General features: G+C 62.2%; 16 protein-coding genes. 7 read left to right on the top strand and 9 right to left on the bottom strand.

Annotated elements, in window-relative coordinates:
- Nucleotides 1–16: 16 nt before the first annotated feature.
- From GEI7407_RS11705 to GEI7407_RS11690, 4 genes are all read left to right on the top strand, one after another.
- Entirely contained in the window at nucleotides 17–337 is a 321-nt protein-coding gene (locus tag GEI7407_RS11705; RefSeq protein ID WP_015172391.1) for a 2Fe-2S iron-sulfur cluster-binding protein, read from the top strand.
- Nucleotides 338–383: 46 nt separating this feature from the next.
- On the top strand, nucleotides 384–587 hold the full coding sequence (locus GEI7407_RS11700) for a hypothetical protein (RefSeq protein WP_015172390.1): 204 nt from the start codon (nucleotides 384–386) through the stop codon (nucleotides 585–587).
- Nucleotides 574–1,650, top strand: a complete 1,077-nt coding sequence (locus tag GEI7407_RS11695) for a DUF3326 domain-containing protein (RefSeq protein ID WP_015172389.1) — start codon at nucleotides 574–576, stop codon at nucleotides 1,648–1,650. Before GEI7407_RS11700 ends, GEI7407_RS11695 begins: the two co-directional genes overlap by 14 nt.
- A 96-nt stretch (nucleotides 1,651–1,746) precedes the next feature.
- Entirely contained in the window at nucleotides 1,747–2,340 is a 594-nt protein-coding gene (locus GEI7407_RS11690; RefSeq protein ID WP_015172388.1) for a CPBP family intramembrane glutamic endopeptidase, read from the top strand.
- A gap of 14 nt (nucleotides 2,341–2,354) precedes the next feature.
- Here the strand turns inward: GEI7407_RS11690 and purN are convergent, their stop codons facing one another.
- Nucleotides 2,355–3,038 carry a phosphoribosylglycinamide formyltransferase gene (gene purN, locus GEI7407_RS11685; protein ID WP_015172387.1) on the bottom strand — a complete coding sequence of 228 codons (684 nt, stop codon included), beginning with the start codon at nucleotides 3,036–3,038 and terminating at the stop codon, nucleotides 2,355–2,357.
- A gap of 135 nt (nucleotides 3,039–3,173) precedes the next feature.
- Between purN and GEI7407_RS11680 the strand changes: the two genes are divergently transcribed.
- Complete coding sequence (locus GEI7407_RS11680; RefSeq protein ID WP_015172386.1) at nucleotides 3,174–4,064, top strand: carbohydrate ABC transporter permease; 891 nt, start codon at nucleotides 3,174–3,176, stop codon at nucleotides 4,062–4,064.
- On the opposite strand, the gene GEI7407_RS11675 is transcribed toward GEI7407_RS11680, so the two are convergent.
- The 7 genes from GEI7407_RS11675 to GEI7407_RS11645 form a co-directional block, all read right to left on the bottom strand.
- Nucleotides 4,061–4,795: a DUF305 domain-containing protein gene (locus tag GEI7407_RS11675; protein ID WP_015172385.1), complete on the bottom strand. Its 735-nt coding sequence runs from the start codon at nucleotides 4,793–4,795 to the stop codon at nucleotides 4,061–4,063. The two genes, GEI7407_RS11680 and GEI7407_RS11675, sit on opposite strands and share 4 nt — an antisense overlap.
- Nucleotides 4,796–5,005: 210 nt before the next feature.
- On the bottom strand, nucleotides 5,006–5,539 hold the full coding sequence (locus tag GEI7407_RS11670) for a cupredoxin domain-containing protein (protein WP_015172384.1): 534 nt from the start codon (nucleotides 5,537–5,539) through the stop codon (nucleotides 5,006–5,008).
- Nucleotides 5,540–5,583: 44 nt separating this feature from the next.
- A complete protein-coding gene (locus tag GEI7407_RS11665; protein ID WP_015172383.1) occupies nucleotides 5,584–7,857 on the bottom strand; it encodes a heavy metal translocating P-type ATPase in 2,274 nt (757 codons plus the stop codon).
- A 129-nt stretch (nucleotides 7,858–7,986) separates the two neighbouring features.
- Complete coding sequence (locus tag GEI7407_RS11660) at nucleotides 7,987–8,373, bottom strand: VOC family protein (protein ID WP_015172382.1); 387 nt, start codon at nucleotides 8,371–8,373, stop codon at nucleotides 7,987–7,989.
- 103 nt (nucleotides 8,374–8,476) lie between these two features.
- Entirely contained in the window at nucleotides 8,477–11,764 is a 3,288-nt protein-coding gene (locus GEI7407_RS11655; RefSeq protein WP_015172381.1) for an efflux RND transporter permease subunit, read from the bottom strand.
- Nucleotides 11,765–11,855: 91 nt separating this feature from the next.
- Nucleotides 11,856–13,298, bottom strand: a complete 1,443-nt coding sequence (locus GEI7407_RS11650) for an efflux RND transporter periplasmic adaptor subunit (protein WP_015172380.1) — start codon at nucleotides 13,296–13,298, stop codon at nucleotides 11,856–11,858.
- A gap of 246 nt (nucleotides 13,299–13,544) precedes the next feature.
- Nucleotides 13,545–15,041, bottom strand: coding sequence for a thioredoxin-like domain-containing protein (locus tag GEI7407_RS11645; RefSeq protein WP_015172379.1), 1,497 nt, complete (start codon nucleotides 15,039–15,041; stop codon nucleotides 13,545–13,547).
- A gap of 207 nt (nucleotides 15,042–15,248) precedes the next feature.
- Between GEI7407_RS11645 and GEI7407_RS11640 the strand changes: the two genes are divergently transcribed.
- Entirely contained in the window at nucleotides 15,249–15,842 is a 594-nt protein-coding gene (locus GEI7407_RS11640) for a GDSL-type esterase/lipase family protein (RefSeq protein ID WP_015172378.1), read from the top strand.
- Nucleotides 15,843–15,849: 7 nt separating this feature from the next.
- The gene (locus tag GEI7407_RS11635; RefSeq protein ID WP_015172377.1) at nucleotides 15,850–16,347 is read left to right on the top strand and encodes a GNAT family N-acetyltransferase; all 498 of its coding nucleotides are present in this window, start codon (nucleotides 15,850–15,852) and stop codon (nucleotides 16,345–16,347) included.
- Here GEI7407_RS11635 and GEI7407_RS11630 read toward each other — a convergent pair.
- The gene (locus tag GEI7407_RS11630; protein WP_015172376.1) at nucleotides 16,344–19,253 is read right to left on the bottom strand and encodes a glycerol-3-phosphate acyltransferase; all 2,910 of its coding nucleotides are present in this window, start codon (nucleotides 19,251–19,253) and stop codon (nucleotides 16,344–16,346) included. The genes GEI7407_RS11635 and GEI7407_RS11630 overlap by 4 nt on opposite strands.
- Nucleotides 19,254–19,828 lie beyond the last annotated feature (575 nt).

Raw genomic sequence — 19,828 nt, 5'->3', positions numbered from 1 at the left:
GGACTGAGCGTGTTCTATGGCTAAGTCGTATACGGTCGAAATTCAGCACCAAGGAAACTCCTACACCCTGAATGTGCCCGAAGATCAAACGGTTTTGCAAGTGGCAGAAGCGAATGGAATTAAGATTCCTAGCTCTTGCCATGCGGGAGTTTGCACCAGCTGTGCAGCGCTGGTCACCGAAGGAACCGTTGATCAGGCCGATGGTATGGGCATCAGCCCTGACCTGATGGCTCAAGGGTATGCGCTGCTGTGCGTGGCCTATCCGCGCTCGGATCTCAAGATCGAGACGGAAAAAGAGGAAGTCGTGTACCAGCGCCAGTTTGGCCAGAACGGCTAACGCCCCAAAGGCCCAATCAACAGTCAGTGTGGGATAGAAAATAACAATGACAACTCATTTCATCACGGCAGAAATCAACCTCCAAGAATCGCCGACCGCCACCCATGCGGCCATCGAGCAGGCCCTGCAGGAGCGCGGAGAGCCGCTGCGCTGGGCGGTCACTGCGGTGGATGAGGAGACCCAGGTGGCTCAGGTAGAGGCCATTGTGGTGGACGAAGCTGACCGATTGGAAGCCGTTGCTGACGCCTAAGCCGGGTTCTCGCCCCTATACAGCAGTGCTGCTGGTGCCGACGGGCATCGGAGCAGCGATCGGAGGCTATGCAGGAGATGCGCTGCCGACAGCGCGGGCGATCGCCCAAGTGGTTGATTGCCTGATCACCCATCCCAATGTGCTCAATGGGGCACAGCTCTATTGGCCCATCCCCAACGCGCTCTATGTCGAAGGGTATGGGCTAGACCAGTTTGCCCAAGGCCACTGGTCGCTGCGGCCCACCCACCAAAATCGGGTGGGCTTGCTGCTCGATCAGGCCATTGAGCCTGAGCTGAGGCTCAGACACTTGCAGGCGGCGGATGCGGCGCGGGCCACTCTGGGCCTGACGCTGACGGACTATGTCGTCACCGACGCGCCCCTGGGGGTGATGCTGCGGACAGCGGAGTCGGGAGCAACCTGGGGCACGATTGAGAATCCCGGGAGCCTGCTGCGGGCGGCGGAGACGCTGATCCAGAAAGCAGGAGCAGAGGCGATCGCCGTGGTGGCGCGCTTCCCGGATGATACGGGTAGTGAAGCCCTCCAGGCCTATCGCCACGGTCAGGGAGTCGATCCCCTGGCCGGAGCTGAGGCAGTCATTAGCCACTTGGTGGTGCGGCGCTTCGGGATTCCCTGCGCCCACGCGCCGGCCCTGCTGCCGCTGCCCCTGGATCCAGAGCTGTCACCGCGATCGGCGGCAGAAGAAGTGGGCTACACGTTTTTGCCCTGCGTGCTGGTGGGGCTGAGCCGGGCGCCGCAGTTTGGGCGCGGGATGGGTGATCGCCGTCCGACGGACTTGACGGCGGATCAGGTTGATGCGCTGATCGTGCCTGCCACGGCCTTTGGGGGCAGCGCGGTCCTGAGCTTGGCCCAGACCCAAACCCAAATCATTGCGGTGCGAGAAAATGCCACGCGCATGGCTGTATCGCCGGAGCAGCTGGGCATCCGGGCGATTGCGGTGGATTCCTACCTAGAGGCCATTGGCGTGCTGGCCGCCCATCGCGCGGGCGTTTCTCCCCAGGCGCTCGGGCCAACCCTTCAGCGTTTACAGCCTCTCGAAGGCTAGGCTAGAGAAGACCGAGCTGAGAGAAAAGCGGCGATCGCCCCTTGGGCTCCCTTTTCTCTCAGCCCGTATCTGTCCTGGAAAAGAGATAAAACGCGCGTGAATAAGCAGTTCCCTGAGGATCCAGAGATGCTGCCCCTGAGTCGGACCCAGGTTCTGATTGCCATGGGAGTGACCGCTATTTTGCTGTTGCTGGTGGCCCGTCTCTGGCTGTGGCTCGGGTCCGTCAAGATTTTGCAGACGACGTGGTCTCCCGAGGCTCTGGCCTGGGGCCTGAGCCTGGGCCTAGCGATCACGGTGGCTAGCTCTGGGGTTTACCGGCTCTGGCCCGCCTATCGCCAGAGCACTGACTTTTACTTACAAATGGTGCTGCAGCCGCTGCTGCTGCCGGATTTGATCTGGCTGGGCCTGCTGCCAGGCCTGAGCGAGGAGCTGCTGTTTCGCGGCGTGATGCTGCCAGCTCTGGGCCTAGATGCCTTTGCGCTGCTGGTGTCTAGCGCGTGCTTTGGGGTGCTGCACCTGAGCGGCCGCAATCAGTGGCCCTACGTGATTTGGGCTACGGTGATTGGGGGCGTGCTGGGCCTGAGCGCGCTGGTCACGGACAACCTGCTGGTGCCGGTGGTGGCCCACATTGTGACCAACCTGCTTTCGAGCTTTATTTGGAAGCAGCAACAGCCCTCGACGTCGTCCTAGCCCCTGCTCGTGGCCTAGGCGTCCCAGCCACCGGCGATCGCCTGCTGCGTGGCGAGGGCGATCGCCTGGGGAAAGATTCGGTGCTCTTGTACCTGAATGCGAGCGTGCAAAGATTCGGCTGTGTCGCTGGGCAGGACCGGAACCGCAGCCTGCATCAGAATCGGGCCGCTGTCGACTTCGAGGCGCACGAGGTGGACTGTGCAGCCCGACACGCGCACTCCTGCGGCGATCGCCTGCTCGACGGCCCGCAGCCCCGGAAAGCTGGGCAGCAAACTCGGGTGAATATTGATCATGCGATCGGAAAAAGCATCCAGCAGCGTCGGAGTCACAACCCGCATCCAGCCCGCCATGATCACCCATTCGACCCCGTACTCCCGCAAGGTCTCCACGATCTTGCGATCGCAGGTTTCCCGTTGGGAAAACTCGCGATGGTTGACCAGCACCGCCGGAATCCCCCAGCGCTCGGCCCGCGCGACGGCCTTGACCCCAGGATTGTTGTAAACCATCACCTCGATGCGGGCGTGGAGCTTGCCGTCGGCGATCGCCTGAGCGATCGCTTCGAAGTTGCTGCCGCTGCCCGAGGCCAGCACTCCCAGGCGAACCGGCGGCGTGGTGGGCCGCTCAGTCGCCATCAGGACCGGCGAAATGAAACTGGGGGTCGCGTCGGACGCAGGCGAAGGAGATGACAAGTCAGACATGGAACGTTGGACATCGACGGTGCGTGCAGTAGACTAGCACCTTGGTGTAGCCAGCACAATGGAAGAAGCAGGGGTGTTTGGGGGCGATCGCGCCTTGGAGAGCCCCGCCTTGACCTGTTCCGACGGAGGGAGTCTATGCACCACACAAAAGGACAGCCAAAGACCTGGCTCGATCAAGATGCGATCGCGGCCTGGGTTTTTTTGGCCCCCGCGCTGCTGTTGCTGAGCGTGTTCGTGTTTTGGCCCATCGCCTATCTGCTGTATCTCAGCTTCACCACCGGCAGCTTTACCCAGGCGGGCTTGAGCTGGGTGGGTGGCCGCAACTATTGGCGACTGCTCCTGAGCCCTGACTTTTGGCAGGTGCTGTGGAACACGGTCTACTTCACCGTGGGGACCGTGATTCCGACCCTGGTGATTCCCTTGGGGCTGGCGGTCCTGCTCAATCGGGCGATCGCCCTACGAGGCCTGCTGCGCACCGCCTACTTCATTCCGTCGGTCACCTCCCTGGTGGCGGTGGGCCTGGGCTTCCGCTGGCTGTTTCAAACCGACGGCCCGGTAAATGCCTGGCTCAGCCCTCTGGGCCTGGAGCCGATTCCCTGGTTGGCCAGCACCACCTGGGCCATGCCCGTGCTGATTTTGCTCAGCACCTGGAAGCAAATCGGCTTCAACATGGTGGTGTTTTTGGCAGGGCTACAAACCATTCCCCAAAACCGCTACGAAGCCGCCGAGCTCGATGGCGCCGGTCCCTGGCAGCAGTTTTGGCACATTACGCTGCCCGGTCTGCGACCGACGCTGGTTTTTGCCACGGTCACCACCGCCATCTTTACCCTGCGCAGCTTTGAGCAGGTCTATGTCGTCACGGGCGGCGGCCCCCTAAACACCACCAACCTGCTGGTGTACTACGTTTATGAGCAGGCCTTTGGCCAATTTGACTTTGGCTATGCGGCGGCGGCAGCGACGGTCCTGTTGGCGATCGCCGGCCTACTGGTGTACCTCCAGCTACGAGTGTGGGGAGACGAAGCCTAGGCTTGGGGATACCACTGCTGATACCACTGCATCATCTGGTCGATTTCACGCTGCTGCTCTCGAATGATGGACTGGGCCAGATCGCGCATTTCGGAATGCTCGACATTCAGCAGCACATGATTGGCCATCCGGACCGCCATCTGGTGATGGGGAATCATCTCCTCCAAGAACGCCCGATCGAAGTCCGTTGCTGCTTCTAGGGCGGCCAGATCGGGCGCCATAGCACAGCGCCCCATACCCGCCTGAGGGCCTGCACCTCCACGCCAGCCCCGGCCTTGTCCTCGCCCGGGACCCATGCCCATTCCGCGGCCCATGCCCATTCCCTGGCCGGGCTGCCATTCAGGGACGGAGCTGCCGTACCACTGCTGGTACCAGTCCCGCATTTTGCTGATTTCCTGGCTTTGGCTGGTCTTGATGGCCTGGGCGAGCTGCTTGATTTCGGGGCGCTGCGATCGCGCCAAAGCCAGATCTGCCATGGCGATCGCGCTCTCGTGATGGGGAATCATCCGGATAATGAAATGCTGCTCAGAGGGGCCTCGGCGCGGCAGAGTCGCCCCCCCACTCGGAGGCGTCGTGGCTTGTACCAAGGTCACCGTCGGAGAAGTCGTGGGGGCGTTCGAAATGCTTGCATCTGCCGGAGATACTGGGTCGGGCAGCAGCCAGCCAGCCGCAAAGGCGCTCCCCACAACCAGAGCCAACGTTCCAGCGGCGATCGCGTACTTGTAATGCATAAAGCCTCCTGACCTCGACCGGCAAGGGTGAAGCGATGCGCCGATCGAAGACCTGCTAATTTCTAGGATAGGAAATTGGGGCTGGAAGAGAGTCAAGGAAAAGCAACGAAATGCAACAGCTGCCCAAGCCCGGAAACGCCAAAGTCCCGCTCCTGCAATGGGGAGCCGGGACTGACGGAGGTCCAAATCTCGTGAATTTCATGAACTGGGCTAGGACTCAGCAGCCTGCACTTCGATGGTGCCGCGCACCATGTTCATGCCGCAGGAAAATTGGTACTGCCCTGGCTTGTCCGGCGTAAACTCCACCGGCGTAGTTTTGTTCAGGGGGAGATCGGCGGCGACATGAAAATCTGGGAAGCGCACGCTGTCTAGGCAGCTGCTGGGGTCCTTGCGAAAGAAGTTGAGGCGGACTGGCTGACCGGCGGTGACCACGATGCGGCTGGGGCTGTAGCCGCCGTCGACCTCGATGGTCATCTCCTGGACGCCAGGGGTGGCGGCGGCGCGGCGAGCTTGGGGCTTGCTCAGGAGGAACCACCAGAGCTCTAGGCCCACCAGCCCCAGCCCTGCCAGCGTGACGCCGATTTTCAGGGGGAGGGGCTGCTCCAGGCGCTGAAAGCCAGCGCTGCTGCCGCCGTGGGACATCGAGTCCATGGAGTCGTGGGGAGCGGCGATCGCCCCGGCCCCGAGGCCCAGCGCTAAGCCAGTACCCAGAGCCGTACGCCAGAGAAAAGAGCGAAATTTCATCAAAAAACCTCCAAAACTGGGAATAAATGGCTAAAAAAGCGAAACTAGCGCGTCTCTTGGGGCTGGAAGTTGCGCAGCCGCAGCGCGTTGGTCACCACTGAGACCGAGCTAAAGGCCATGGCCGCACCGGCCACAATGGGATTGAGCAAGAGACCAAAGAAGGGATAGAGGATGCCAGCGGCGATGGGAATACCGGCGGTGTTGTAGATGAAGGCGAAGAAGAGATTTTGGCGGATGTTGCGGATGGTGGCGCGGCTGAGCTGAATCGCGGTGACGATGCCGTGCAGATCTCCCGAGACGAGGGTGATGTCGCTCGCGGCGATCGCCACATCGGTGCCCGTGCCGATGGCGATGCCCACATCGGCCTGGGCGAGGGCAGGAGCGTCATTGATGCCATCGCCCACCATGGCCACGATTTTTCCTTCGGCCTGGAGCCGCTGGATCGTGCTGGCTTTTTGGTCCGGGCGCACCTCTGCAAACACCCGCTGAATCCCCACTTCGCGGGCGATCGCGTTGGCTGTTTGCTGATTGTCCCCGGTGAGCATAACCACCTCGAGGTCCAGATTGCGCAAAGCCCGTACTGCTGCTGGTGAGGAGGCCTTGAGCTTGTCCGCGATGCCAAAGATTCCCTCGGCCCGGCCGTCCGCCGCCACCCAGATGACGGTTTTGCCCTGGCTTTCCCAGGCATGCTGCTGCTCGATCAGCGATCGCTGGGTGGACGTGACCCGAGCGGTCGAGATGCCCTGCTCTTCTAGCCAGCGCCGGGTGCCGATCTGGACCTGCTGGCCGCTGACCTGGCCCTGGACGCCGCTGCCCGCGATCGCCTCAAATTCCTCCACATCGCCCAGCGTCACCTCCTGCTCTTGGGCATAGCGCACCAGCGCCTCAGCCAAAGGATGCTCGGAGTAACGCTCCACGGTGGCCGCCAGCCGCAGCAGGCGCAGCTCATTGCCGTTGCTGGTGCCGCCCACGGTTTGGTAGTCCGTCACCGTCGGCTTGCCCAGGGTCAAGGTTCCGGTCTTGTCTAACACGATTGTATTGAGTTTGTGGGCGAGCTCTAGGCTTTCGGCCCCCTGGATCAAAATGCCATTCTCGGCGCCCTTGCCCGTGCCCACCATGACAGAAGTGGGCGTCGCCAAGCCCAGAGCACAGGGACAGGCAATAATCAGCACGCCGACCGTCGTAATCAGGGCCAGGGTCACATTGCCCATGAAGTTGAACCACAGCACGAAGGTCACCAGGGCAATGGCAATCACCACCGGCACAAACCAGCCCGTCACTTGGTCTGCGAGCTTTTGGATGGGCGCTTTGGAGCCCTGGGCCTGCTGCACCAGCTTGACGATCTGGGCCAAGACCGTGTCCTTGCCGACCCGCGTCGCCCGGAAAATAAAGCGGCCCGTCCGGTTGATGGTTGCGCCGATCACTTCGTCGCCCACCCGCTTGTCCACGGGGATGCTCTCCCCCGTCACCATGGATTCATCGATGCTCGAGTTGCCCTCGACCACTTCGCCGTCAACGGGGATTTTTTCGCCGGGGCGCACCAAAATGCGATCGCCCACCACCACCTCACCCAGGGGCAGGTCCACTTCTTGGCCATGGCGGATGACCCGCGCTGTCTTGGCCTGGAGGCCCATCAGTTTGCGAATCGCCTCCGAGGTCTGGCCCCGAGCCCGGTTTTCGAGCAGCCGCCCCAGCAAAATCAGCGTGATGATCACCACGGCGGCTTCGTAGTAGACCTCCACGGGTAAGCCCTGATCGAGCAGCAAATTAGGGAACAGGGTGATCGCTAGGGAATAGAGATAAGCGGTGCCTGTCCCCAGGGCAACCAGGGTATTCATGTCTGCTGCATGGCGCTTGAGGGATTTCCAGGCGCCTACAAAAAAGCTGCGGCCACACCAAACCAGCACAGGCGTAGACAGAACGAGCTGAAACCACGGATTGTGCAGCCAGGTCGGAATGAAGGGGATGGGTAAGCCGAGCATCATCGGCAAAGACCCAAGGACGATCACGCTGCTGATCACGCCGCCGACCCACACTTTGTTGCGCAGGTCGCGGGCTTCGGCCAGACGACTGGCTTTCTCCGCGTCGTCTTCTTCGGTGGGGTCTGCTAGGGGGGAGGCGCGGTATCCAGCGTCGGCCACGGCTTGCTGGATGGCCTGTAGGTCGGTGGTGCGCTCGTGGTAGGAGATGGTGGCCTGCTCGACGCCAAAGTTCACGCTGCAAGACTCGACGCCAGGGACGGCTTGGATGGCTTGCTCGATGGCACTGGCGCAAGCGGCACAGCTCATGCCGCTGAGGCGCAGCTGCTCGGTTTTCATGGGGACTCTCTCGCTGAAGGTCTCCTCCAGGGTAGAGTCTCTAGCTGGCTTGAGAGTCAAGGGGGAAGATTGGTGAAATTAGGGGGCGATCGCCCCCCAATCTCTCTCTGAAACCCTGGCCTAGCGTCCCTAGCTTTCGTAGATCTCTAGGGGCAGGCCGTCCGGATCCTTAAAAAACGTAAAGCGCCGGCCCGTCAGCTCATCAACCCGAATGGGCTCTACCGAGACGCCCTGGGCTTCGAGGCTTTGGGCGGTTTGGGCGACGTCGGCCACAGTGAAGGCTAGGTGGCGCAGGCCGCACGCCTCCGGGCGTCCGGGCCGCTCTGGCGGATTGGGGAAGGAAAAAAGCTCGATCTGGCCGTGGTCACCCACCTTCAGATCGAGCTTGTAGGAGTTGCGGGCTGCCCGAAAGGTCTCTTGGAGAATGGGGAAGCCCAAAATCTGGGTATAGAAATGCTTGGAAACGTCGTAGTCCGAGCAAATAATGGCGACGTGATGAAAACCGCGTGTGTCCACAGGCCGCTAGCCGCTAGAGGAAGGGAAAGGGGCGATCGCCCCTTTCCCTCCAGTGTGCCGAATTTTGGGCCTTGGCGAGAGAACTCTCTACGAAGGCGATCGCCTAGAGTTCTTGGCTTTGGGGGAAGATATCGACGGTTTCTCGGACCGCCTCTTTTTCTGCCACAGGGGGCGAGGTTCGTCGCCGCCTGCCCCAGCCACCGCCCCCAAACAGGTCGTGGAGCAGCACGTAGAAGCAAGGAATGATAAACAGCGTCAGCAGCGTCGCCAGGGCGAGACCCGAAAAGACCACAACTCCCAGCGGCTGCAAGAATTCGCTGCCCTCGCCAACCCCCAGGGCCAAGGGGAACATGCCCAGTACCGTCGTGATGGTGGTCATCAGCACCGGGCGCAGTCGTCGGGGCGCCGCTCGCAAAATCGCCGTGTAGCGATCGCAGCCTTCCTCCGCCTGGATCTGGTTAGCCAGCTCCACCATGATGATGGCGTTGTTCACCACGATACCCACCAGCAGCACCGCCCCGACGATCACCGTCGCGCCGATCGCCGTCTGGGTCACAAACAGCCCCAAAATACCGCCAGCCAGCGCCAGAGGCAGCGTAAACATAATGACCAGCGGATCCACCAGCGAGTTGTACTGGACCGCCATCACCACGAACACCAAGAACGCCGCCAAGCCCCCCAAAACCGGCAGTGTGCCCTGGAGCTGCGCATTGCTCTCGGCGGCCGCACTGGGCAAAACACTCACCCCCTCGGGCAGGTCAACCGTTTGGACGATCTGCTGCACCTGCTCGATCGCTGCCCCGAGGCTCGCCCCTTCGGCCAGGTTGCCCGCCAGCAAAAACACCTGGCGCTGGTTGATGCGCTGAATCTCCGACGGCGCCTGACCATCGGTGACCGTTGCTACATCTCCGATGCGCACCTGCCGTCCCCCTTCGACAAACAGGGGGATGCGCTCAATCTGGGACGGCCGCTGCACCGCGGCGCGATCGAGCTGCACGCGCACATCCACCAAGCGAGTACCCCGCTGGATCTGGGTCGGCACCGAGCCTTGAATGGCGGTCTGGAGCGTGTCGCCCACATCCTGGATCGTCAGATTCAGGGCTGCCAAGCGCTCCTCATCGGGCACAATCTGCACCTCGGGCTGCGGTTCGTCGGCATCGGCCCGGAACCTTGCCAGGGTGGCCTGGCGATTGAGGGCCGCGAGAACCTGCTGGCCAGCAGCATTCAGAGCTTCGGTATCTTCTCCCTGGAGAATCACGTCCACATCGGCTCCCCGCACGGGCGAGTTGGACAAAATCAGGCCTCGCACCTGCCCTGGGCGCATGCGCAGGGTCACATCCACAAGATTGAGCTGCTCAAATTCTTTAGTGACTCGTGTGATGAAAGCATTGACATCGGTTCCGGGCTCGAGGGTGATGTTGCTGCTGCTGCGCAGAGGGTTTTCATTGGTGTTGCTGCCAAAGAGAAAGCCCCCGGCGGTGGTGAAGACATACTCGGTTTCGGGTTGAGCCTGGATAATTTCGTCCACGGCTGCCATGACTTGCAGGTTGCTCTCTAGGGGCGTGCCGGGCGGAAATTGGGCGATCAGGTTGGCTTGACCCGTGCTGATCTGAGGCAGGATTTCTTGAGGAATGTTGCCCAACATCCACATACTGCCCCCACCAAAGGTGAGGAGCGTTAGGGCAATAATCAGAATTCGCTTGGAGAGAATCCAGGCTAGCAGCGCGGCGTAGCCTCGGGTCGAAGCGTCGAAGCGATCGTTGAAGGTCCGCAGAAACCAGGTGCGGGATATGCCGGAGGACCACTTCACCGCTAGGAGCCGGGAAGCCAGCATGGGGACCAGGGTGACGGCCACCACGATGGAGGCAGCGACGGCGAAGCTGATGGTCAAGATCAGCTCATTAAACAGGAGGGCAATGAAGCCGCCAATCAAGAGGAACGGCAAAACAGCGACCAGGTTGGTGCTGGTGGAGGCGATGAGGGCTGACTCGACTTCTTGGCTGCTCTTGATGGACTGGCGGATCATTTGACCGGGGCTCAGGCGCGATCGCGTGTCTTGGCCGGGGGTCATGCCTGCCCCTTCAGCGATCGTCTCTAGCATCACGATGGAGTTGTCCACAACGATGCCGACGCCCAGGGCCAAGCCGCCCAAGCTGAAGACGTTGATGGATAGGTCAAACATGCCCATCAAGATGATGGCCGTCAGAATGGCCAGGGGAATGGCCAGCAAAATAATTAGGGTTTGGCGGATGGAGCCCAAAAACAGCAAAACGGCGATCGCAGCCAGCCCGGCTCCCGTGAGGCCGGAGCTGGTGACATTAGAAATGGCGTTTTGAATGAAAACCGACTCATCCAGGGTGGTGACGATTTCCATCTCGTCGCGAATGACGCCCCCCTGCCGCAGCTCTTCGAGGCGTTTTTTCACCCCCTGCACCACCTCGATGGTGTTGGCGTCGGGCTGTTTCTGGATGCTGACTTTGACGGCTTGGCGACCGTTGAGCGTTACAAAAATCCGCTGCTCTTGGGTGCCGTCGATAACTTCCGCGAAGTCCCGCAGATAGACCCGCTGGGCCGGGGCGATCGCCCCGGATGCCTGTCCCTCGGAGACACTGGCGCGCGGCGTCACCTCAAAAGAAAGGTTTCGGATCTCGTCAGCGCTGCGGAACCGGCCCACTGCCCGCGTCAGCGACTCCGCCGTATCGCTAAAGATCCGGCCGCCTGAGATGTCCTGGTTGCGATCGCGCACCTCCGTGAGCACGTCATCGAGCCCAATTCCCAGAGCCTGGAGGCGATCGAGGTCGATCAGGACGCGGACCTCCTCTGCAACGCCCCCCGCCACGTCCACCGAGGCTACCCCTGCCACCACCGTCAGCTCGCGCGCTAGGTCTTCGTCTGCAAAGACCCGCAGATCAACGGGCTCCAGCTCATCAGAAGACAGCGCAAATTCATACACCGGCAGCTGCGAAGGGTCCACCTTGAACAGGCGCGGGTCCTCGATGGTGTCTGGTAGCCGACCCCGCGCCCGGTTGAAGGCCGCCGTGGCGTCATTGAGTGCTTGGTCGATGTCGCCTCCCGGCTCAAAGTAGAGGTCAACGCTGACCTGGCCTTCCCGGGTTTGGGAGTAAACCTGGATAACCCCTTCGGTGGCCGACAGGGCTTCTTCGAGGGGGCGGGTCACCTCATCAATGGCGACTTCGGGCGAAACCCCCGGCGCGCCGACCCGGACCCCGATGCGGGGATAGGTGATGGACGGGAGCAGATCCACCTGGAGCGTCGAGATGAAGAAAATGCCCACCACCACCACGGCCAGGGTGAGCATGAGCGTGCCGATGTGTCGCCGAATCGCAACGCCGCTGATACTAAAGCCGGTTGTAGGAGAATCCTGCGTCATGGGCCAATTTGGGAAGGAAGAACATCGGAGGACAAAACGCGATCGCCCGCCCCATGGGGGTCACACCCGTTGGAACGTGCTTGAGACATCATCATGGGTCCTGGGAGCGGGATGCTCCCGAGCCCTGCGCAGGTGCCTCCTCTGACAGGACACTGGTCCGGACCGTCTCGCCATCCTTGAGGCCCTGGCTACTGCGGGCCACAAAAGCTTCTCCGGGCTCGAGGCCCGCAATGATCTCCACGCGGCCATCCCGGCGATCGCCCACCGTGACGGTCCGCTCCTCCACCGTGGCCGCATCTCCCGAGCCCGCCACCACAAAAATCGTGCCGCGATCGCCCGCCTGCAGCGGCTGGGGGGATTCGCTGGGGCGCTGACTGGCTCCCCCGGGCGGCCCTCCAGCGGGTCTGCCCCCGCCGCGAGCGCCGCCGCGAGGCCCCCGCTCCTGGTTGGCCCGGAGAGCCGTTTCAGGCACCACCACGCGGGCCGCCGCCTGCTGCGTGAAATTCACCCGCGCCAGGAGACCGCTGCCGATGCGTCCACCCTCATTGGGAATGGTCACCTCCACCGGCACCAAGCGAGCCGTCGGGTCCGCCGCGGGAGAGATTCGCGCCACCCGACCGACCAGTGCCTGGCCCGGAAAAGCATCAAGCCGGACTTGGACTACCTGTCCTGTCTGAATGTCGGCCAGCTCCAGCTCAGACACTTGGACCGAAATCTTGACCTGACTAAAGTCTCCCAATCGGAGCAGTTCCCCTCCGGGCTGGACCAAGTTTCCTGGCTCAGTCACCCGCTCAAGGACATAGCCATCGATGGGAGATGTCAGCACTGAATAGGCCCGCCGCTCCTGCTCTTGGGCGACGGCGGCCTGCTGGGCGATCACCCGCCGCTCCGAGGCGGTCACCGCCTGCTGGCGCGTGCGCACCTGCTCTTGGGCCGACCGAAAAGCCTGCTCTGCCGTGCCGACAGCGGTGCGAGCCTGCTCGACCTGCTGCTCTGGAATAACGCCCTCCTCGTACAGACCCTGGAAGCGAGCGAGATCGGACTGGGCTTGCTGCAGCTCTAGGCGAGCTTGTTCGACCAGGGTTTCGGCATCGCTGACCTCTGTGCGGGCCTGGGCGACCTCGGCTTCCTGGGCGGCGACCTCGGCCTGGGCCCCGACGACCGCTGCGGTCAAGACCTGGTCATCGAGACGAGCAACCACTTGGCCTCGGGCCACGGGGTCTCCCACATCGGCGCTGAGGCTCACCAGCTGCCCTTCGACCTGGGCGCGCAGGGAAATTTCCCGAAAGGGCTGGGTGGTGCCGGTGTATTCCAGTTCCTCACCGAGGGGGGCAGTACGGGCGATCGCCACATCCACGGCTGCGGGACCATCTTCGGCTTGGCCCCGCTGAGCGGGCTGGGCGTTGGCCTCCTCTTTGGGCAAAAAGCCGCAGCCGGCCGTTGGGATGATCAGCAACCCGATCAACAGCATCCGAGAGAGGGTCGCCGGTGTGAGAGAACGAAAATGCTCAGTCAATAGGGCAACCTGCGACATGTTTTCACCTGTACTGTGGGCGTTTCTGTGAGCGTTCTAATTATTACGCTTTGTAAAGCAAATGCGGTCACTCCTGAGACATATCCTGATGCTCCAAACCCAGCGCTATCAAGGCTTTTGAGCGCCTTTGTGCCACCAGAAACTGTCCACCTAGAGCTGATGCAAAAAGCACCTAGGCAGAGCTTTGAGAGGGGCAATAGCGGTTTTGGCGCGGTGCAGGAGTCCTCAGAAAGGGGATGGATTTTGTTACCTAGGCGGAACGCAAAGATGGGGAGCACAAAGTCCTTCGAAGCAGAAGGTCGTGACCTGTTGGGTGGCCCAGTCCCAGCGCCGGATAGCGTGGTTGTTGGTGTCTGCGATGTACAGCGTTTGACCCTCGCTGGCGAGGCCGGAAGGTTCCGAGAAAGAGGCTTCTGGGCCCCAGCCGTCCTGGTGGCCTGGGAGGCCGCTCCCGACTATATTGACGCAGTGGCCTTCGGCGAGGTTCAACCGCTTGATTTTGTGGTTGTAGGTGTCGGCGATCCAGAGGTTGCCAGGGCCGTGGGCGAGGCCGAGGCAGTGCTGCAATCGCGCGCGATCGCCCCGGCCCTCGCGATCGCCAAAGTCGAAGAGGCCGCCGCTGCCACACAGGGTTTGGACGCTGGGAGGATCGGCGAGGGAAATGGCCCGAACCGAGCTGCTTTCGCTGTCGGCAACGTAGAGGGTGTCGCCGTCGATGGCCAGGCCGCTGGGCTGGGCAAAGGTGGCCTCGCTGGCGGTGCCGTCGATGCAGGCTTCGGCGCCGGTTCCGAGCAGGGTGCCGACGGCGTCTTCGGTGAGGGAGAGCACCCAGATCTGGTGGGACCCGGCCATGGCGATGAAGAGGCGATCGCCTTTGAGGGCGACATCCCAGGGGGAGTTGAGCGGGGTTTCCAGGCGGCGGCCCTGCTGGGGGCGCAGAGATCGGTTTTGCTGGCCCGTGCCGGCGAGGGTGGTGACGGTGCGCGATCGCCCATGGACGCAGCGAATCAAGTGATTGCCGGTGTCGGCGACGTAGAGGCGATCGCCCGCCGGATCGTAGGTCAGGCCCTGGGGCGCGCGAAACTGGGCGGTTTCCCAGGGGCCGTCTTGGTAGCCGGGAGTGCCTGAGCCGACGGTGGCCCGCACCTTTCCCTCAAGGGTGGCGATGACCAGGCGGTGGTGGCCGGTGTCTGCGACAAATAGGTGATTTTCCTGGGCGATCGCCCCGATCGCCACCTTTCCCGGAAAGGCCAGGGGGCTGGCGATCGGCTGTTCTGGGGCGGGAGCGCCGGAATCGGGCGATCGCCCGGCCAGAAGTTCGCCAATCTGGCGATCGAAGGTGTCGGAGTGGCCTTCACCGGCCCGCTGGGTCACGACGTAGCCTGCGGGGTCGATGAGCACCAAGGTGGGCCAGGCCTTGATGGCGTACTGGTCCCACAGATATTGATTTTGATCGACGACCACTGGGTGGCGGATGCCGTAGCGGGCGATTGCCTGCTCGACGCTGGCGGGGTGCTGCTCCTGGGAAAACTTGCCGGTGTGGATGCCGATCACCTGGAGGCGATCGCCGTAGCGCTGCTCTAGGGCGTGCAGGTCTGGCAAAACGTGCAGACAGTTGATGCAGCCATAGGTCCAAAAATCCAGCAGGACGACCCGACCGCGCAGCGATCGCAGGGATAAAGGGCCTGGAAAATTTAGCCAGGGAAAGTCAGCGGGCAGCTCGGGCGCACGAACGCGGGGCATAGAACAAGATCCAAACGAATAGCCAAATCGGGTCAAAAGCGGCTGGAAAATCTGGTGTTGGCCGTAATCAGGCCGTGGCGGGGCCGTAGCGATCGCCCCAGAAAGCTCAGACCCCCGTTGTGCTGAGCCGTCCCTTCCCCTACAAAAAGTATCAGCGATCGCGTGTTAGGGCGATCGCACTCACCCAGGGGTCTAAAGGCGCAAGATATGCGAATTTGCTTCGTAGGAGACTCTTTTGTTAACGGGACAGGCGATCGCTCGAGTTTGGGCTGGACAGGTCGCCTGTGCGCGATCGCCCAGCATCGAGGCTACGACCTGACCCACTACAACCTCGGCGTCCGCCGAGAGACCAGCGCAGACATTCGCCAGCGCTGGTACGCTGAGGTCGCGGTGCGTCTGCCGGAGACCGTGGACGGGCGCCTGGTGTTTTCCTTTGGCGTCAACGATACGACCTTTGAAAATCAAACGTTTCGGGTTGAGCCGGAGGCGTCCCTGGACAACGCTGCCGCCATCTTGACCCAGGCCCAAAAGCAGTATCCGGTGCTGATGGTGGGACCGCCGCCCGTCGCTGATCTGAGCCACAATCATCGGATTGTCCACCTGTCCGAGCGCTTGGCCGCCCTCTGCGCCCAGCTACAGGTTCCGTTTCTGGGCGTGGTGACGCCCCTCCAGCAGTCGACCGCCTGGATGCAGGAGGTGGCGACCTACGACGGGGCCCACCCCCGGGAAGCGGGCTACAGCACGCTGGCCCAGCTAGTCAATCAGTGGCCTGCCTGGCAGGCTTGGTTTTCGAAAACTTGAGAGAAACATGCAGCTTCGAGACGCCGCGATCGCCGATTTGCCCCAGATTGTCGCCATCTACAACCAGACGATTCCCAGCCGCCAGGTTACCGCAGATACCGAGCCAGTCACCGTCGAGAGCCGACTGGCTTGGCTGGGCGATCGCCCGCCCCATCGCCCGGTCTGGGTCCTGGAGGACAGCGGCGAAATCCTGGCCTGGTGCAGCTTCCAGTCCTTTTATGGGCGTCCGGCCTACGGCGGCACCGCCGAAATTAGCCTCTACGTTGCGGCGGCCCATCGACGCCGGGGTCTGGGGCGATCGCTGCTTCAGCAGGCCTGCCAGCGCGGGCCGGACCTGGGCCTGACGACCCTGCTGGGCTTCATCTTTGCCCACAACGAGCCGAGCCTGAGCCTCTTTCGCCAAATGGGCTTCGAGACCTGGGGACACCTGCCCCGAGTGGCGGTGCTCGATGGCGTCGAGCGAGACTTGGTCATCCTGGGCCGCCGCCTGGAGGATCCTGCCTAGAGCAGCTCTACCAGGCCGCTCTGGCCGTTGAGGCGGACCCGCTGGCCGTCTCGCAGCAGCCGTGTGGCCTCGTGAATATCCATCACCGCCGGAATGCCGTACTCCCGAGCCACGATCGCCCCGTGGGACAGGCGGCCCCCCACCTCCGCGATCAGGCCCTTGGCCTGGGCCAGCAGCGGGGCCCAGCCGGAGTCCGTGTAGGGGACCACCAAAATGGCGTCTTCGGGCAGGGTGGCGCTGCTGCGCAGGGTTCGCAGGACAACGACGCGCCCCTCCACCTCGCCAGGACTGGCGCCAATGCCCCGAAACTGCTGGCGGGCCGGGGCGGCGCTGCTCAGCTCTGGGGGCGGCGGGGTTTTGCCGTAGACGACCTGGGGAACTGAGGGAAGCTGGCGATCGCGCTCAAATTGCGATCGCCGCCGCTGGGCCTTGCTTTGCCAGTGAGCGGCCAGCTCGGGGGAGCCCGTTTTGGCTAGCCGCTGCACCTCATCCCACGTCAGATCAAACAGGGTGTCCACGCTGGGCAGTAGCTCCTGCTGATGCAGGCGTTTCCCTAGCGCCATCAAGCTCCAGCGCAGCTCCGCCAGCAGCCGACTGTACACCCGGGTCACCTCCCCCTTGAGATCCACGCGCTGCTGCACGGCTTGGGGGGCAGACTGACTGGACTCAGCGGCGGGAGGCGCTCCCTGGCGGACAAACTGCCAGAAAATTTCCTCCACCGTTTGGGGATGTTCGCGCCAGGTGGGAACGGCGATGTCCGTGCCCACCTCGCTTAGGTAGCCGTACTCCGCCACCAAGGCGTCAAACTGGCTCATGAGGTCTGCTGTTTCGGGATGTCTGCGCAGAGCCGCGATCGCCTCTGACTGCTCTGGGGGCAAGGCCCCTGGATCCAGGCGATCGCGCACCCGATCTGCCAAGGCACCCAGGGCCTGGAGCGACGCGACCTCTGGCGTGCGGCGATTGTCCAGCGCCTGATCCGGCACCTTGAAGAGGGCCTGGCGCAGGGCAGCGCTCAGGGGACCCAGAATGCTGTAGTAGGTTGCCCGCCGCAGCAACAGCAGCACCCGATCGATGCGCTCTAGGAGGGCCGAGGTCTCCAGGGTCTCGGCGGGCTGCTGCTCAAAGGCGGCGATCGCCGGCCCAAAGTGCTGCTGCATCTCCCGCCGAAAATCCTTGTGAAGCCGCAGCTCTCGGCCCACCAGGCGGCCCAGGCCGGGAACATTGCGCACCGTGGCGCTCAGGGGCGGCTTCGAAAATTTTGCGCCTCGGGTCAAAAACTCCAGGCTCTCTGGCGGCAGCCCCATGCGCAGAAACAAATCCCCCAGCAGGGACGCATTGAAGTAGGCGTGGGAAAAATGCAGCGTGGCGGTTTCGGTGAAGTCGAGCCCGCGCGCGCGATCGCCCAGCACCAGCGTGAAGAGCTCGCCCCAAACTCCGCAGGTCAGGGGCCGGTTGATCGACCAGGTGAGCGGGCGAATCGCCCCCGGGATCACCTCCGCCGCGATCTTGCGGGTCCAGATGGGAATCAGCGTCGTGATGGGGCGGCTCTGGAGCAGCCAGAGCTGCTGGCCGTCGTAGGTCCACTCGATGTCCTGGGGAACGCCGTGGTAGCGCTTTTCGAGGTGCCGCGCCAAAAATGCCACCTGCTGAATCAGAAACATCGGCACGTCGCCGCTGCCTTCCACGGGCAGATCCAGCTTTTCGGGCAGTCGCCAGCTCTCGGTGGCCTGATCGAGGTCGCTGTCGAGGACGCTCACCCGGTAGGACTCGGGGGTCACCTGGCCAGAAACCACCCGCGTGGCCGGTCCGGGCAGCGCTTCGATCACGACGGCAGATCCCTGCTGGCTGATCGGGTCGCGGCTAAAGGCCACCCCCGAAAACGCCCCAGAAACCTGCTGCTGGACCAGCACGGCCATGGCGCTGTCGGCCAAGCCGCGATCGCTGCGGTAGCGGCTGGCGCTGGGCTGGTCGTAGGAGGCAAAGCACCGATCGATGGCGATCGCCAGCTCCTCGTGACTGGTGACGTTGAGCAGCGTCAGATACTGACCCGCCGCCGAGGCCGTTTCGGAGTCCTCGCCCACGGCGGAGGACCGCACCGCCAGGGGCGTGGCGGCGCTGGGCTGAAAGCCGCTCACCAGGGTTTCTACGTCGTCCCCCGGCAAGATCACCCAGCCAAAGGGCACGGGGTAGCCCCAGCGCCGCAGCTGGGCCAGGGTTGCGGCCTTGGCGCCAGCAACCTCGGTTTTGAGAGAATCATCAAGGGTTTTGAGGCCGCGATCGCCCCGGAAAAATCGAAACATACGGCGAGACTCCGGTGTGGCAGCAGAGGTAGACAGGTCCAGATCGTCAGGAATGGCTTGGTAAATCAGGGCAATCAGGCCGCTCAGGGCGATCGCCGCCACGACGCGACCAGACTGACCGGGATGGAGCAGCGCCAAAATCACCGGCACCAGCAGCAGCACCACCAAGCGCCCCTGCTCCCGCTGGCGCATCAGCGTAAAGCTCACCCCAGAAATCAAGAAAACCAGGGCCGCGACCCGCCAGTCGTGGACGATGTATCCCCAAACCACGTTGGTCGTGCCTGCGCCGCGCCCGAGGCTGTAGCGTCCGGCCACCAGGGCCAGCAACGCCACCAGCTCCCAGGCCGGGGCCCCCGGCAGAAGCGATCGCGCCACCAGCACGGCCCCAATGCCTTTGGCTGCCTCCAGCACCACCGCCCCAATGCCAACCCAGCGCCCCCCGTGATAAAAAGCCGCAGACACGCTGAGGTTGCCGGTGCCAGCGGCGCGCAGCCGCCGTCCTGTGGCTAGCTGCACCCACCATCCGGTCAGGGGCAAAGCTCCCAAACAAAAGGCGATCGCGCTCATCACTACCAGCGCCCATCCAGTCCCAAGATTCAGCACCATGTTCCCGGCTCTAACCCTGCATCAAGGCCTATATCTCTGCCAGCTTAATACTCCAAAAGCGCGCGATCGCCTTTAGTCATTTTCTCTTCAGCAATCCTCACCGCTCCCTTGCGTCCAGGCTTCTCGCCGAGAACACGATTCTTCTAGAGCCCCATCAACGAAGTGTTAGCTGTCTTCAATCTCAAAACTTTTTGGATCAAAAACCTAAAAAATTGCATTGACGATCCTTTTCGGGATCCTCATTGATTTCTGCTGGCAAAAACAACTCAAGAATTTAAATAAAGCCAATTTTAGAGATGCTTGAGCTGAATCTGATGATTAAGTTCATCTCAAAATAAAATCAGCAAATTGATTTTGAGAAACAGGCTAAAATTCCTGCATTTTTACTATTTTGAAGATTGAAGTGTTTTGAAGGAAAAATTAAACTTGATTTTTTAAGGACAATCTTGCAATTGAAATTGAATTTTCTGATTAAAACAGTAGTTCAAATGCAAAATCTAAAAGCTGATCTCAATAATTTTCTAAATACCTAAAAATAAAAATATAAGCTCATGAGATACCTTTTTGAAATTTAC

The sequence above is a fragment of the Geitlerinema sp. PCC 7407 genome, assembly GCF_000317045.1.
Lineage (GTDB): Bacteria > Cyanobacteriota > Cyanobacteriia > PCC-7407 > PCC-7407 > PCC-7407.
Note: the sequence above shows the minus strand (reverse complement) of the source record. Positions and strands in the feature narration are given on the sequence as shown.

Bases quoted from the DNA above. Each gene is read 5' to 3' on its own strand.
- GEI7407_RS11640 (WP_015172378.1), top strand. From the start codon at position 15,249: ATGCGAATTTGCTTCGTAGGAGACTCTTTTGTTAACGGGACAGGCGAT.
- GEI7407_RS11665 (WP_015172383.1), bottom strand. From the start codon at position 7,857: ATGAAAACCGAGCAGCTGCGCCTCAGCGGCATGAGCTGTGCCGCTTGC.
- GEI7407_RS11635 (WP_015172377.1), top strand. From the start codon at position 15,850: ATGCAGCTTCGAGACGCCGCGATCGCCGATTTGCCCCAGATTGTCGCC.
- purN (WP_015172387.1), bottom strand. From the start codon at position 3,038: ATGTCTGACTTGTCATCTCCTTCGCCTGCGTCCGACGCGACCCCCAGT.
- GEI7407_RS11655 (WP_015172381.1), bottom strand. From the start codon at position 11,764: ATGACGCAGGATTCTCCTACAACCGGCTTTAGTATCAGCGGCGTTGCG.
- GEI7407_RS11675 (WP_015172385.1), bottom strand. From the start codon at position 4,795: ATGCATTACAAGTACGCGATCGCCGCTGGAACGTTGGCTCTGGTTGTG.
- GEI7407_RS11630 (WP_015172376.1), bottom strand. From the start codon at position 19,253: ATGGTGCTGAATCTTGGGACTGGATGGGCGCTGGTAGTGATGAGCGCG.
- GEI7407_RS11705 (WP_015172391.1), top strand. From the start codon at position 17: ATGGCTAAGTCGTATACGGTCGAAATTCAGCACCAAGGAAACTCCTAC.
- GEI7407_RS11670 (WP_015172384.1), bottom strand. From the start codon at position 5,539: ATGAAATTTCGCTCTTTTCTCTGGCGTACGGCTCTGGGTACTGGCTTA.
- GEI7407_RS11650 (WP_015172380.1), bottom strand. From the start codon at position 13,298: ATGTCGCAGGTTGCCCTATTGACTGAGCATTTTCGTTCTCTCACACCG.
- GEI7407_RS11645 (WP_015172379.1), bottom strand. From the start codon at position 15,041: ATGCCCCGCGTTCGTGCGCCCGAGCTGCCCGCTGACTTTCCCTGGCTA.
- GEI7407_RS11700 (WP_015172390.1), top strand. From the start codon at position 384: ATGACAACTCATTTCATCACGGCAGAAATCAACCTCCAAGAATCGCCG.
- GEI7407_RS11680 (WP_015172386.1), top strand. From the start codon at position 3,174: ATGCACCACACAAAAGGACAGCCAAAGACCTGGCTCGATCAAGATGCG.